Source organism: Halomonas sp. HG01 (assembly GCF_000968715.2).
GTDB lineage: Bacteria > Pseudomonadota > Gammaproteobacteria > Pseudomonadales > Halomonadaceae > Halomonas > Halomonas halophila.
The window spans coordinates 2231127-2245223 of sequence record NZ_CP022134.1 but is presented as its reverse complement, the minus strand read 5'-3'; the positions used below and the strand labels follow the sequence as shown (position 1 = coordinate 2245223).

Annotated in this window: 13 protein-coding genes; 10 read left to right on the top strand and 3 right to left on the bottom strand. The window is 67.9% G+C overall.

Annotated features, from left to right (window positions below):
- The first annotated feature begins 35 nt into the window (after positions 1-35).
- The 3 genes from UN84_RS10585 to lipB all read left to right on the top strand — a co-directional run bounded on the left by UN84_RS10585 (position 36) and on the right by lipB (position 2280).
- Entirely contained in the window at positions 36-1253 is a 1218-nt protein-coding gene (locus tag UN84_RS10585) for a D-alanyl-D-alanine carboxypeptidase family protein (RefSeq protein ID WP_237022308.1), read from the top strand.
- Between the two features lie 72 nt (positions 1254-1325).
- Entirely contained in the window at positions 1326-1643 is a 318-nt protein-coding gene (locus tag UN84_RS10580; RefSeq protein WP_035596183.1) for an HP0495 family protein, read from the top strand.
- A gap of 1 nt (position 1644) precedes the next feature.
- A complete protein-coding gene (lipB, locus tag UN84_RS10575; protein WP_046080188.1) occupies positions 1645-2280 on the top strand; it encodes a lipoyl(octanoyl) transferase LipB in 636 nt (211 codons plus the stop codon).
- 108 nt (positions 2281-2388) lie between these two features.
- On the opposite strand, the gene lipA is transcribed toward lipB, so the two are convergent.
- Both lipA and UN84_RS10565 read right to left on the bottom strand, forming a co-directional pair.
- On the bottom strand, positions 2389-3447 hold the full coding sequence (lipA, locus tag UN84_RS10570; protein ID WP_035596179.1) for a lipoyl synthase: 1059 nt from the start codon (positions 3445-3447) through the stop codon (positions 2389-2391).
- Between the two features lie 138 nt (positions 3448-3585).
- On the bottom strand, positions 3586-4572 hold the full coding sequence (locus UN84_RS10565; RefSeq protein WP_046080189.1) for a LysR family transcriptional regulator: 987 nt from the start codon (positions 4570-4572) through the stop codon (positions 3586-3588).
- A gap of 149 nt (positions 4573-4721) precedes the next feature.
- Here UN84_RS10565 and UN84_RS10560 point away from each other — a divergent pair, with 149 nt between their 5' ends.
- From UN84_RS10560 to UN84_RS10545, 4 genes are all read left to right on the top strand, one after another.
- Complete coding sequence (locus UN84_RS10560; protein WP_046080190.1) at positions 4722-5633, top strand: hypothetical protein; 912 nt, start codon at positions 4722-4724, stop codon at positions 5631-5633.
- A 114-nt stretch (positions 5634-5747) separates the two neighbouring features.
- Entirely contained in the window at positions 5748-8294 is a 2547-nt protein-coding gene (locus UN84_RS10555; protein WP_046080191.1) for a DUF3141 domain-containing protein, read from the top strand.
- A 230-nt stretch (positions 8295-8524) separates the two neighbouring features.
- Positions 8525-11164, top strand: coding sequence for a type I DNA topoisomerase (gene topA, locus UN84_RS10550; protein ID WP_035596172.1), 2640 nt, complete (start codon positions 8525-8527; stop codon positions 11162-11164).
- Positions 11161-11625, top strand: coding sequence for a DUF6586 family protein (locus UN84_RS10545; RefSeq protein ID WP_046080192.1), 465 nt, complete (start codon positions 11161-11163; stop codon positions 11623-11625). Before topA ends, UN84_RS10545 begins: the two co-directional genes overlap by 4 nt.
- Positions 11626-11654: 29 nt before the next feature.
- Here UN84_RS10545 and UN84_RS10540 read toward each other — a convergent pair whose 3' ends face one another.
- The gene (locus UN84_RS10540; RefSeq protein ID WP_052052480.1) at positions 11655-12110 is read right to left on the bottom strand and encodes an ion channel; all 456 of its coding nucleotides are present in this window, start codon (positions 12108-12110) and stop codon (positions 11655-11657) included.
- A gap of 146 nt (positions 12111-12256) precedes the next feature.
- On the opposite strand from UN84_RS10540, the gene UN84_RS10535 reads away from it, so the two are divergent.
- The 3 genes from UN84_RS10535 to UN84_RS10525 all read left to right on the top strand — a co-directional run bounded on the left by UN84_RS10535 (position 12257) and on the right by UN84_RS10525 (position 13960).
- A complete protein-coding gene (locus UN84_RS10535; RefSeq protein ID WP_046080193.1) occupies positions 12257-12724 on the top strand; it encodes a hypothetical protein in 468 nt (155 codons plus the stop codon).
- A 164-nt stretch (positions 12725-12888) separates the two neighbouring features.
- Positions 12889-13518, top strand: coding sequence for a L,D-transpeptidase family protein (locus UN84_RS10530; protein ID WP_046080194.1), 630 nt, complete (start codon positions 12889-12891; stop codon positions 13516-13518).
- Between the two features lie 178 nt (positions 13519-13696).
- On the top strand, positions 13697-13960 hold the full coding sequence (locus UN84_RS10525; protein ID WP_016854575.1) for an Lpp/OprI family alanine-zipper lipoprotein: 264 nt from the start codon (positions 13697-13699) through the stop codon (positions 13958-13960).
- The last annotated feature ends 137 nt before the right edge of the window (positions 13961-14097 follow it).

The window sequence follows — 14097 nt, the reverse complement described above, 5'->3', positions numbered from 1 at the left end:
GAATCTTACCGATGTTCCCGAAGAGACTGTCCTTCATGAAACCCCTGAGCTACATCATGCTACGTCGGCTGCTGCCGATTCTGTTGATCTGCCTGTCGCTGGTGTCCTCGCCGCTGCTGGCGCAGATGCCTCAGCCCGATACCGCCGCGATCCCGCGGTCGGTGATTCCGTCGCCGCCGCGGCTGGCGGCCAGCTCCTGGATCCTCATGGACGCCGACAGCGGTCGCGTGCTGGCGCAGCACAATCCCGACGAGCGCCTGCCGCCGGCCAGCCTGACCAAGCTGATGACCGCCTACCTGGTCGAGCGCGAACTCGAGAGCGACAACATCTCGCCGGACGACATGGTGCCGATCAGCGAGAAGGCCTGGCGCACCGGGGGCTCGAAGATGTTCGTCGAGGTCGGCGATCGAGTGCCTGTCAGCGAGCTGCTGCACGGCATCGTCATCGTCTCCGGCAACGACGCCAGCGTGGCCATGGCCGAGTACCTGGCCGGCGGTACCGAGCCCTTCGCCGATCTCATGAACCAGCACGCCGTGCAGCTGGGGATGACCAACACTCACTACGAGAATCCCACCGGGCTGCCCCACGACAACCACTATTCCTCGGCCCGTGACCTGTCGATCCTGGCTCAGCACATCATCAACGACTATCCGGACCACTACCGGATGTACGAGCAGAAGCACTTCACCTACGGCGGGATTGAGCAGCCGAACCGCAACCTGCTGCTGTGGCGGGATGCCAGCGTCGACGGCCTGAAAACCGGCTGGACCGAGGCCGCGGGCTACTGCCTGGTAGCGTCCGCCGAGCGCGACGACATGCGCCTGATCTCGGTGGTGATGGGCACCGACTCCAAAGAGGCGCGGGCCCAGGAGTCCCAGAAGCTGCTCAGCTACGGTTTCCGCTACTACGAGACGCTCAAGCTCTATGATCAGGGAGCCGTGCTCAACACCCCGCGGGTGTGGGGTGGCGATCGCAACGAGCTCAAGGTCGGCGTGGACGAGGACGTGCACATGACCGTGCCCCGCAATCGCGACCAGGAGCTGACTGCCAAGCTGGATATTCGCTCCGACATCACCGCGCCGATCGCCGCCGGCGAGCAGGTGGGCACCATGGAAGTGCGCCTCGGCGACGAGGTGGTGGGGCAGCGCCCGCTGCTGGCCCTGGAGCCGGTCGAGGAGGGTGGCTTCTTCAAGCGCCTGTTCGACAAGGTGCAGCGCTTCTTCATCAACCTGGTGGGCGGCTTCTTCGACTGAGCGGGGTCGCCTTGGTGGCCGGGCGCGGGTCGCGTAGAATGAAGGGTCGACATGCTTTCGGACGGTTGACGGATGAGCAACAAGACCCTGCGCGACCTGCGCCAGCCCAGCACCACCGCCTCCGGCGGTGGTGAACCCCCCAGGATCGAATTCCCCTGCGACTACCCGGTCAAGGTCGTGGGCGACGCCGCCGAGGACTTCACCGCGGTGGTGTGCCAGGTGGTGACCCGCCACGATCCCGAATTCGATGCCAACGCCATCCAGGTCGTGCCGAGCCGCAACGGGCGTTTCGTCTCGGTGCGCATCACCCTGCGCGCCACCGGTGAGGCCCAGCTCCAGGCCCTGTTCGCCGAGCTCAAGGCCTGTGAGCGCGTGCACATGGTGCTCTGAGATGGTGCCTCTGACGCTGCATCGCCTCGGCCGGCAACCCTACGAGCCGGTATGGCGGGCGATGAGCGAGCTGACCGATACCCGCGACGCCGAGACACCGGACCAGATGTGGCTGGTCGAGCACGACCCGGTGTTCACCCAGGGGCGTGCCGGCAAGCCCGAGCATCTGCTGATGCCCGGCGATATCCCGGTGGTGCAGACCGATCGTGGCGGCCAGGTCACCTATCATGGCCCCGGCCAGGTGGTGCTCTATCCGCTGCTGGACGTGCGGCGCGCCGGCATCGGCGTGCGCGAGCTGGTCAGTGCGCTGGAGAATGCCGCCGTCGCGCTGCTGGCCGGGTACGGCATCGAGGCCCATGCCCGTCCGGACGCCCCCGGTGTCTACGTGGGCGAGGCCAAGATCGCCTCGCTGGGCCTGCGAATCCGGCGTGGGGCGAGCTTCCACGGCATCGCCCTGAACGTCGACGGCGATCTGTCGCCCTTCGATCGCATCAATCCCTGCGGCTACGCCGGCCTGGCGATGACCCGGGTGGCCGATCTGGTGGATGACGCGCCGTCGGTGGCGGACGTCGGCGAAGCGCTCGCCGCCTGTCTGGCCCGTGAGCTGGATCGAGAGCTGGTGCCAGTGGAAGAGTAGGGCATTGCCCGGCCGGATGCTCGGATGAGGTCCAGGCCAGCCGATGCGCAACGAAAAAGCCCGAGGCGTCTGCCTCGGGCTTTTTCATGTCGGCGCCTGCGCGTTGCGTCAGCTGACGTTACGGGCGGGGATGATGTTCGGATCGGCCTGCTGGCCCGGCACCTCGGCGGGGGAGGCGAGCTCCAGGCCCAGGTTGTTGTTCTCGAACACCCGGTCGGCGCGGTAGCTGGAGCGCACCAGCGGGCCGGACGGCACTTCCATGAAGCCTTTCTCGAGGCCCTTCTGGCGATAGTGCTCGAACTCCTCGGGGGTGACCCAGCGCTCCACCGGCAGGTGGTTGCGGGTCGGACGCAGGTACTGGCCGAGGGTGACGATGTCGACGCCGATCTCGCGCAGGTCGTCGAAGGTCTGCATGATCTCTTCCTCGGTCTCGCCGAGGCCGACCATCAGGCTGGTCTTGGTGATCACGTCCGGGCGATGGCGCTTGGCGTGGGCCAGCACGTCCAGAGTCTTGCGGTAGCCGGCGCGGGGGTCGCGCACGCGGTGGGTCAGGCGTTCCACGGTCTCGACGTTCTGGGCGAACACCTCGAGGCCGGCGTCCACCACCTTCTCGATGGCGCTGGGCGCGCCGTCGAAGTCCGGCGTCAGGGCCTCCACCGCGACCTCGGGGGTGCGGGCCTTGATGGCGCGGATGCAGTCGGCATAGTGGCCGGCGCCGCCATCGGGCAGGTCGTCGCGGTCCACCGAGGTGAGCACGATGTAGCGCAGGCCCATCAGCTCCACCGACTTGGCGGTGTTCTCGGGTTCCTCGGTGTCCAGCCAGCCCTTGGGGTTGCCGGTGTCGACGGCACAGAAGCGGCAGGCCCGGGTGCACACCGAGCCCATCAGCATGATGGTGGCGGTGCCGTTGCTCCAGCACTCGCCCATGTTGGGGCAGTGCGACTCGGCGCAGACCGTGCTCAGCCGATGCTCGGCCACGTTCTTCTTCACGGCGTCGAAGCGCTCGCCGCCGGGGATCTGGGCCCGCAGCCACTTGGGCTTGCGGCCCAGTTCGGGGCTCTCTTCGGCCTGCTGGCGCGCCTTCATGCCATCCTTGATGGCCGTGGCGCCGTGTTCGTTGCGGTATTTCTCGCCGCTGGACACTGACTTGCTGGTGTTGTCGCTCATGAGCTGGCGTTTCTCCACTCGGCGGCCGGTCGCCGCGCGTCTCGCCCTCGGGCGGCCGGTGGTGCTGTCTAGGATCTGTCTATCCAGAATCTTTGGGTGCTTAAACTACCATATTTGCTGTCCGGCTGGACAGGCGCCTCAGGAGAGGGCACTGGGCAGGCAGGCCACGCCGTGGCTGGGCAGGGGCGCGGGACCGGCGTCGAAATGGTGCTGCCATTCGTCCAGATGACGCCGCACGAAGCGCAGGAACAGCTCGGTGACCGGCGTGGGGAAGCGCTCCCGGTGGTAGACGGTGCACCAGGAATGTCGCAGCGGGAAGCCGGGCAGGTCGAGGGTCGCCAGCAGCCCGGCCTCGAGTTCCAGGCGCACCGCCAGGCGTGGCAGCACGGCCACCCCGAGCTGGGCCATCACGCCCTGCTTGACCGCCTCGTTGGTGCCCATCTCGATGGCGTGGTTGAGGCGCACGTCCTGGTCGGCGGCGAGCTCCTCCAGGGCGCCGCGCACGCCGGAGCCGGGTTCGCGCATCAAGAGGTAGTGGCGTGCGAGGTCCTCGAGCGTCGGTTGCCGTGCGTCGAGCAGCGGATGGCCCGGCCACACCACCGGGATCATCTCGTTGTCGAGGATCGGCATGAACTCCAGGGCGTCGTCGTCCGGCACCCGGGCCATGATCACCAGGTCGTCGCGGCGCTCGGCCAGTCGCTCCAGGGCCTGGCTGCGGTTGCACACCCGCAGGCGGATCTGGACGTTGGGATAGTGGGCGCGAAAGCGCGCCAGCAGGTGGGGCACCACGTACTGGGCGGTGGAGACCGCCGCCAGGTTGAGTTCGCCGGTGATGGTGCCCTCCAGATCGGAGAGGCTCATCTGCAGCCGCGAGATCTGGCCGAAGATGGCCTGGGTCGAGGCGGCCAGGGCATCGGCGGCGGGCAGGGCGTGCAGGGTGCGGCCGGCATACTTGAACAGTGGATGGCCGAGGGCCTGCTCGAGCTGGCGCACCTGGGCGCTGACCGCCGGCTGGGTCAGGCCCAGGGTCTCGGCCGCCCGGGAGTAGGACTGGCGTTCGTAGACGGCGCGGAATACCTGGAGCTGGCGGAAGGTCAGGCGGTTGAGCAGCTTGGGCGTGGTCATGGATCATCCGTTGCGGCGGCGCGGGAGCGTCCGGCGGGGTGCCCGTTCATGCTAGCATCTCGAGCCTGCCCGCCGGTAATGTCCGACATTCGGCGCCTCCCGTTCGCCGCTCGCTCGGCCCCGTCGACTTCCGCCAGTGGAAACCGCTCATGATCTCTTCGCACCCCCTTCCTCGCCGGCCGCTGATCGTGGGCGATGGCGTCGCGGCCCTGCGGCTGCGTCAGGCCGCCCGGGAGCTGGGCATCACGACCTACAGCGCCGAGGGTGAGCCCGAGGGGCTGGTGGCCAGGGCGCGAGAGCTCGGCTGTGATGCCCTGCATCCCGGCGAAACGCCGCCCTCGTATCAATGGCGGATGGCCACCGCCTGCCGCGAGGCCGGACTGCGCTTTCTCGGGCAGAGCAAGACGCTGCTCGCCGCCATGACCGACGAGGGGACCATGCGACGCCTGATGCAGGAGGCCGGATTGCCGCTGGCCCCGGTCGAGGCCACGGGGCCCCAGGTGCGCGTCTCGCTGCTGGCCGACGGCGCGGGCCGGGTGGTGCATCTGGCGCCGCGTCAGACGCTGCCGGACGGTTCGTCGCTGGCGCCGCTGGCCTGGCTGACGCCCGAGCGAAGCGCCTACCTCGGCCGGCTGGCCGGGCAGGGCGTGGCGGCGCTCGGGGCGACGGGGCTGGTCGAGGCGAGGTTTCGCGTGGTCGACAATGCGGTGGGCTTCGATGCCCTGGCGCCCGGGCCGAACGGTGAGGAAGCCCTCGACGAGTCGCTGTTCGGCCTCGACCCGCTGCTGACCCAGTGGCGCCTTTGGAGTGGCGAGCGGCTGGGCGAGCGCCAGAGTGGCCTGCGCGCCCGGGGGCATGCCCGGCTGTGGCGTCTGACCCTGCCCGAGGGCGCGCGTCTCGACGGCGGCCCCGGCGTTCGTCTGGACAGCGCCGGTCCCGGTCATGCCTCGCGGCTGGTGGTCTGGGGGCGGCGCCCCGGGGATCTTCACGGGCGGACGCGGCGGGCGCTGTCGGCCCTGCTGGGAGAGGACGAGGCGCGGAAGCGCCTGGCCGATGACTGAGTCTGGTCTCGCGTCGTGGCAATGTCTGGGTTATATTGCATTGCAGCAAAGGCGGTTCGGCGCTGGAGGCGTGTCCGCCTTTCCCCCCATGGCGACCCATGGAGTGCCGATACGATGATGCCCCTCATGACGACCCTGCCTCCCGCCCTGGCGTCCTGGATGGACCCCTTCGGCTTCGGCCGTGCGGCCTTCGACTACTGGCGCGACGGCCTGGAGCGCAGCACGCTCTACCTGGATGTCATGCGCGAGCGTGGCAACCAGTACCTGGAACACATCGAGAAGACCAAGCCCAACGTGCTCGGCTTCGACGCCGACGTGCTGGTGGACGGGCGCGATCTGCCGCGCCCGGTCAACTACGAGCTGATGCGGGTCCTGCCCCCCGAGGGGGTGGAGACCGATCCCCTGATGCGGCCTTTCGTGGTCGTCGACCCGAGGGCCGGCCACGGGCCGGGGATCGGCGGTTTCAAGCCGGACAGCGAGCTCGGCGTCGCGCTGCGTGCCGGCCATCCCTGCTATTTCATCGGCTTTTTGCCTTACCCCGAACCCGGCCAGACGGTCGAGGACGTGGTCGACGCCGAGGTGGCCTTCCTGCGTCACGTGATCTCGCTGCATACGGATACCGCCGAGAAGCCGATGGTGGTCGGTAACTGCCAGGCCGGCTGGCAGATCATGATGGCCGCGGCGCTGGAGCCCGAGGTGTTCGGGCCGATCCTGATCGCCGGGGCGCCACTGTCCTACTGGGCCGGCCACCGCGGTCAGGCGCCGATGCGCTACACCGGCGGGATGACCGGCGGCAGCTGGGTGACCTCCCTGCTCAGTGACCTGGGCGACGGTCTGTTCGACGGCGCCTGGCTGGTGCAGAACTTCGAACGACTGAACCCGGCCAATACCTGGTGGAGCAAGCAGTACCACCTGTATTCCCGCGTCGATACCGAGGCCGAGCGCTACCTGGACTTCGAGCGCTGGTGGGGCGGCCATGTGGTGCTGGGCGGCCAGGAGATCCAGTACATCGTCGACAACCTGTTCGTCGGCAATCGCCTCTCCACCGCTCAGATGGTGACCGCCGACGGCCGGCGCATCGACCTGCGCAACCTGCGCTCGCCGGTGGTGGTGTTCTGCTCGCGGGGAGACGACATCACGCCGCCGCCCCAGGCGCTCGGCTGGGTACAGGATCTCTACGAAGACACCGACGACCTGGTCGCCAACGACCAGACCATCGTCTACTGCGTGCACGACACCACCGGGCATCTGGGCATCTTCGTGTCGGGCAGCGTGTCGCGCAAGGAGCACGCCGAGTTCACCGCCAACATGGATTACATCGACGTGCTGCCGCCGGGGCTCTACGAGACCGCGATCTCGCGGGCCGAGGATCGTCCCGATGCGGAGCTCATCGAGCGCGACTACCTGCTCGAGTTCCAGCCGCGCAGCGTGGCGGAACTGGATCGGGAGATTCAGCACCGGGACGACGACGAGCGACGCTTCGCCACCGTGGCTCGGGTCTCCGAGATCCATCAGGGCCTTTACCGGACCTTCCTCCAGCCCTGGGTGAAGGCGCTGGCCACGCCCGAGTCCGCCCACTGGATGCGTCGCATGCATCCCAACCGGATGGGCTACCGACTGCTCTCCGATCGCAACCCGCTGATGGTGCCGGTGCCGGTGCTGGCCGACCGGGTCCGCCGCGATCGTCACGAAGTTGGCGAGGACAACGTCTTTCGCGCCCTCGAGGGCGTGGTGTCGAGCCAGATCACCCATGCCCTGGAGGCCTGGCGCGAGCTGCGTGACCGCAGCCTCGAGCGCTGGTTCCAGGATGTCTACGGCCAGCCGCTGTTGCAGGTGCTGGTCGGCCTCGGCGGCGACGCGCCGGTCAGACGTCATCCGGGCGCCGAGCCGGAGCAGCGTCGCTTCGTGCAGCAGCGCCGGCAGGCGATGCACGAGAAGGTGGCGGAAGGCGGCAGCCACGAGGCGGTGATGCGCTCGGTGATCTACGTGCTGGGCGGGGCGCCCGCCACCGACGGGCGCAACTTCCAGCGCCTGCGGGCCTCGCGTGCCGAGCTGGAGCCGGATGCCCGGCTGGCCGACTTCAAGCACCTGGTGCGCGAGCAGTTCTTCATCCTCGAGCAGGACCGCGAGCTGGCGCTGGAGGCGATTCCGACGCTGCTGGAAGGGCTCGCGGCCGACGAGATCGACGCGCATCTGGAGCACATCGATCACGTGCTGGCGGCCAGCGGTGAGCTGAGCGAGCGTGCCGCCAGGCGCTTCGCACGCATTCGTACGCTGTTCGAGAGCGCCCGGCCCGAGGCTCCGGCGCCATCGTCCTCGCCCGACGACACCCCCGGGGAAGGCGGAACGTCCGGGTCGGCCAAGCCGGCCGCCGCTCAGTCGGAAGCGTCTTCGGCCTCTGATGCTCCTGCGCCATCGGCGTCGACCCAGGTCGCCGAAACGCCTGAAGCGCCGAAGACGGGCCCGGCCGCCAGGAAGGCCGCTCCGGCCAGGGATGCCACGGCCAAGAGCGCTCCGAGCAAGGCGGCTATGGCGTCCAAGACCGCTTCGTCAGAGGCGTCCGCCAAGGCCGAGGAATCGCCGGCCAAGAGCGGGACGCGCCGCAGCGGCACGCGTCAGGCCGCCGCGCGGCGACGCAAGTCGCCTCCGTCCGACGACTGAGGCTCATCCGTCCTGGCTTTGCGCCCCTGCCGGTTTGCCGGCGGGGGCGCCTGCGTTTGGGGTGGCGCTTGCCGAGCCGGAGGCGGACGTCTAGGGTCAAAGGCCCGGCGATCCCGTGACTGGCGTGTCGGCTGGCGCTGGGGTAGGGTAAGCGCATTTTTCACCCGCCAACGGGTGACCCGATTCCGTTCGACGCGGGGATTCCCGCGCCTACTGACGTTTGGAGCACTATGGGCAAGTCTCTGGTCATCGTCGAGTCGCCGGCCAAGGCGAAGACGATCAACAAGTATCTCGGCAACGAGTTCATCGTGAAGTCGAGCGTGGGGCACATTCGTGACCTCCCGACCAGCGGCTCGGGCAAGGCGGCCTCGGACCCCAAGGAGCGTGCCCGGCAGGCCGCGGCGACGCGCAAGATGTCCGCCGAGGAGAAAGCCGAATATCGCCAGCGCAAGTCCCACGAGCAGCTGATTCGGCGCATGGGGATCGACCCCGAGCACGACTGGGAAGCCAACTACGAGATCCTGCCCGGCAAGGAGAAGGTGGTTGCCGAGCTGCAGAAGCTCGCCGAGAAGGCCGATACCGTCTATCTCGCCACCGATCTCGATCGCGAGGGGGAAGCCATCGCCTGGCACCTTCGCGAGACCATCGGCGGCGACGAGTCGCGCTATCGTCGCGTGGTGTTCAACGAGATCACCAAGAACGCCATCCACGAGGCCTTCGAGGACCCCGGTCAGCTCAACATGCCGCGAGTCGAGGCCCAGCAGGCACGGCGCTTCCTGGATCGCGTGGTGGGCTTCATGCTCTCGCCGCTGCTGTGGGCCAAGATCGCCCGCGGGCTGTCCGCCGGCCGCGTGCAGTCGGTGGCCATGCGCCTTATCGTCGAGCGCGAGCGCGAGATCCGCGCCTTCGTGCCCGAGGAGTTCTGGGACGTCCACGCCGACCTCAAGCCGGCCGACGACGCCTCGGCCGAGCCGGTGCGCTTCGAACTGGCGCGCCAGGACGGCAAGGCCTTCCGTCCGACCTCCGAGGCCGAGACCCTGGAACGCATCGAGGGGCTCAGGAAGGCGTCGCTGGCCATCACCTCTCGCGAGGACAAGCCGACCCGCTCCAAGCCCAATGCGCCCTTCATCACCTCGACCCTGCAGCAGGCCGCCAGCGGTCGCCTGGGCTTCTCGGTGAAGAAGACCATGACGCTGGCCCAGCGCCTCTACGAGGCCGGCTACATCACCTACATGCGGACCGACTCCACCAACCTCTCCCGTGAGGCGGTGGACGGCGTGCGCGACTTCATTGGCGAGGAGTACGGCGAGCGCTATCTGCCCGAGGCGCCCAACCGCTACACCAGCAAGGAGGGCGCCCAGGAGGCCCACGAGGCGATCCGCCCCTCCGAGGTGACCCGCCGCGCCACCGACCTGGCCGGCATGGAGCGCGACGCCGAGCGCCTCTACGAGCTGATCTGGCGTCAGTTCGTGGCCTGCCAGATGACGCCGGCCGAGTATCTCTCGACCACCCTGACCGTGGCCGCAGACGGCTACGAGCTCAAGGCCAAGGGCCGGGTGCTGAAGTTCGACGGCTACACCCGCGTGATGAAGCCCATGGGGCGCAAGGACGAGGACCAGTCGCTGCCCGATCTCGCCGAGGGCGCGGCGCTGACCCTCGAGTCGCTGGATCCGCAGCAGCACTTCACCAAGCCGCCGGCTCGCTACACCGAAGCCAGCCTGGTCAAGGAGCTGGAGAAGAAGGGCATCGGCCGACCGTCCACCTACGCGGCGATCATCTCGACCATCCAGGACCGTGGCTACGTGACCCTGGAGAATCGGCGCTTCTATGCCGAAAAGCTCGGCGACATCGTCACCGAGCGGCTCAAGGAGTCGTTCCCGGATCTGATGGACTACTCCTTCACCGCGCGCATGGAGGACAGTCTCGACGAGGTGGCCGAGGGCGAGCGCCGCTGGCGCGAGCTGCTCGATGCCTTCTACGCCGAGTTCCGCGAGGAGCTCGACGAGGCTCAGAGCGAGGAAGGCATGCGCCCCAACCAGCCGGTGCCCACCGACATCGACTGCCCGAGCTGCGGGCGCAAGATGCAGATCCGCACCGCCTCGACGGGCGTGTTCCTGGGCTGCTCCGGCTACAACCTGCCGCCCAAGGAACGCTGCAAGACCACCATCGACCTGCTGCCCGGCGACGAGGCGGTGGCCGCCGACGCCGGCGAGGACGCCGAGACCGATGCGCTGCGTGCCAAGCACCGCTGCCCCAAGTGCGGCACGGCGATGGACAGCTACCTGATCGACGAGGATCGCAAGCTGCACGTCTGCGGCAACAGCCCGGACTGCGACGGCTACGAGGTCGAGCAGGGCAAGTTCCGCATCAAGGGCTACGAGGGCCCGACCATCGAGTGCGACAAGTGCGGCAGCGAGATGCAGCTCAAGTCCGGGCGCTTCGGCAAGTACTTCGGCTGCACCAGCGAGAGCTGCAAGAACACCCGCAAGCTGCTCAAGAACGGTGAGGTCGCGCCGCCCAAGATGGACCCCATCCCGATGCCGGAGCTGGCCTGCCAGAAGGTCGAGGACCACTATGTGCTGCGCGACGGCGCCAGCGGCCTGTTCCTGGCGGCCAGCAAGTTCCCCAAGAACCGCGAGACCCGTCCGCCGCTGGTGATCGAGCTCAAGGCCCACGCCGACGAGCTGCCGGACAAGTATCGCTACCTGCTCGATGCGCCCGATGCGGACCCGGACGGTCGCCCGGCCCAGATCCGCTTCTCGCGCAAGGCCAAGGCGCAGTTCCTGATGACCGAGGACAACGGCAAGGCCACCGGCTGGAAGGCCACCTTCGATGATGGCAAGTGGCAGGTGGAGGACAAGCGCAAGTGACCCCGAGAGCCCGTACCAATCAGCTGCTTTATCAGGCCGAGCTGCTGCTGGCGACGCCCGCCGGCGATGACGAGCACGCCGAGGCGCGCCGCATGGCCGGCGAGGAAGGGGCGCTGGCGATGCTCGAGCTGGCGCTGGAGTCGCTGCTGCGTGAAGTGACCGAGCATGCCCGCCTCGAGCGTCACGACTGGCGCGAGCTGCTGGCGCCGGAGGGCGAACCGCTCGCCGAGTTAGGGCGGCTGCGCAGCCTGGCCCAGCGGCCGGACAGCTGGCTCGCGCGGCTGATCGCCCGTCTCGAGGCCCTGCATACCAGTGATGGCGTCGCACGTCGCGCCACGGGGGCGGCCCAGGGCATCATCGCCGTGGGCAGTGCCGCCGCCCTGGGGGACGAGCTGCGCGACTGCCTGGCGGCCGCCAAGCGCGAGATCGGCGAGCTGCGCCAGACCAGCGAGGAATGGTAGTGCCACCGGCCTAGGGTGCCACCGGCGGCCTAGGCCTGGTCGTTCCAGTGCCGCTGCATTTCCAGGAAGGTCAGTGAGGCCGACCAGGTGATCAGCATGAAACCGGTCAGGGATTCGGTGCCCATCAGGAAGCGCAGCGGCCCCTCGGGGAAGACGTCGCCGTAGCCGAGCGTGGTGAAGGTGATCGCCGAGAGATAGACGTAGTCCAGCCCATTCTCCATGGGCGTCGTGCCGGCCACGGTTCCCGCCGTGGCAGCCGTCAGCCACCAGGCCGCCAGGCCGAACAGCCATATCTCCAGCACATGAGCGGCAAGCAGGCCGTACATCAGTCCCAGGAAGCGTCGCCTTCGGGATGGCGAGGTGCGGCGCATCATCCGGCTGAGCACGCTCGAGGCCTCGAAGTGCAGCAGTACGCAGGCCGCGACCACCACCAGGGTCGTGCTCGCCACCAGCAGGTGGTCCGAGTCCAGCATCGGCTCGATCAAATGGCGCCTCCTCCATTCCGTTGCATCGGATCCGCGTGCTCGAATGACGTGCGTCAAGCCGCCATCCGGGCCGTGTCGACTAGGATATCAGCAGCGGGATAGACAAAGTGGCGCCCGCGACGGTCGTGTCTCCGGGAGGACGGATCATGCGCTTTCATCAGGTTAGAGAGTTGGTGCGTTGGGCGGCGGACTATCACGCTCGCCTCGATGAGGCCTATGCCCAATGGGCTGCCCAGGAAGGTGTCGGCGAACGGCGACGGATGGCGCTGGACTATCTTGCCGAACACGAGCGTCGCATGCAGCACGAGCTCGAGTCCTGCTTCGCCGAGGACAGCGAGCATCGCGGGGTGCTCGACACCTGGTTCGACGACCCCGAGGCGTTTCCTCATGCGCCGGTGCTCGAGCGGCTTCCCGGCGGAGACGATGGCGATGATGTCGAGGCGCTGCTGTCCACGGCGCTGACCCTGCACCGTACCCTGCAGGATCTCTACGGGCATCGCCTGGAGCGAGCCGGCAGTGAGCTCGAGAGGGCGTTCTTCGAGGCGCTGGTGAAGGGCGAGGACGCCGAGGTGCGTCGTCTGGTGCGGGATATTCAACGTCTGGAGGCCTACTGAGGCCTGTGGTGCCGATGTCGCCGATCGGCGACGAGTGGGGGCGAGTATCGGGGCTGGCACCCTCGGGCTTTCCGATGAGGCGGCTCGGTGCGGCTGTCCACTGACATCGGGGGGCAGATGCGATATAACGACTCCCACGTTTTCTGGCTACCGGCTTCCCACCCATGACGCAATCCCGAGATGAGCGCTTCCTGCTGAGCCGGCGGCGTTTCGGCCTGCTGGCGCTGAGCCTGCCTTTCTGGTCGACCGCCGCCCCGGCAGCCACCATGATGAGCGACCTGCTGGCCCAGGCCAGTGCGCCGCGAGCCCCCGATGAGCTATGGGTGCTGGTGGATGATCATGAGGCCCGTCTGAGCATCTTCCGCGGTGCCAGCGAGGAGGAGCGCTTTTCCCCGGTCTCGCTGGGGCGCGGCGGTGCCAGGGCAGAGCGGACGCGTGGCGATCGCGCGACGCCGCTGGGCGAGTTTCGGGTGACGCGGTTCAACTACCGAAGCAAGTACCGCACCTTCGTCGGTCTGGATTACCCCACGCCCACGCATGCCCGTATGGCGCTGGATGCCGGGGTCTACAGTCAGCAGGATTATGACGACTACTTCAGCTACTACCGTCGGCATGGTACGCCGCCGCAGGATACGGTGCTGGGCGGGTACATCGGCATTCATGGCATCGGGGTGGCCGACCCGGCGATTCATCGGCGTTTTCACTGGACCGATGGCTGCGTCGCGGTCACGGATCGGCAAATCGACACCCTGTCGGCGATGATCGACATTGGCACGCGGGTCGTCATCCGCTAGTCTTTATATGCGCTAAGGACGTTCTAGCCGGCAGGCGCGTGCTGTCGTGAAAAACGCCCAGCATTTGACGTCTCCGGTTCGCAGCAGGCATTGTTGCTGCATTAGAACCTGCGATAGCAGGACGCCTGGTTGTCAGGCATCACCAACGCAGTACCAAGGAAGACTCAAGGAGAACACCATGACTCTCAAGACTACTCTGAAGCTGTCCGCCGCTGCCGCCTCTCTCGCCGTTCTGGCGGGCTGCGCCTCCTCCAGCGCTCTGGAAGAAGTCCGCACCACTGCCGAGTCTGCACAGGCCGACGCCGCGGAAGCTCGCAGCATCGCGACCCAGGCGCAGAACACCGCCAACCAGGCTCAGCGCGACGCTCAAGCGGCTCTGCAGATGTCTCAGCAGAACCGTGAAGAGATGAACCGCATGTTCGAGCGTTCCATGCGCAAGTAAGTCGTTAGCCGCAGGCCAGGCCTTCAGGCCTGGTGATGCCACGACGGGCCACCCCTCGCGAGAGGGGTGGCCTTTTTTGTGGGTACCGCGATCGTACCGCGTTCGCGCCATCGTGCGATGGATGTGTCGTACCCGAT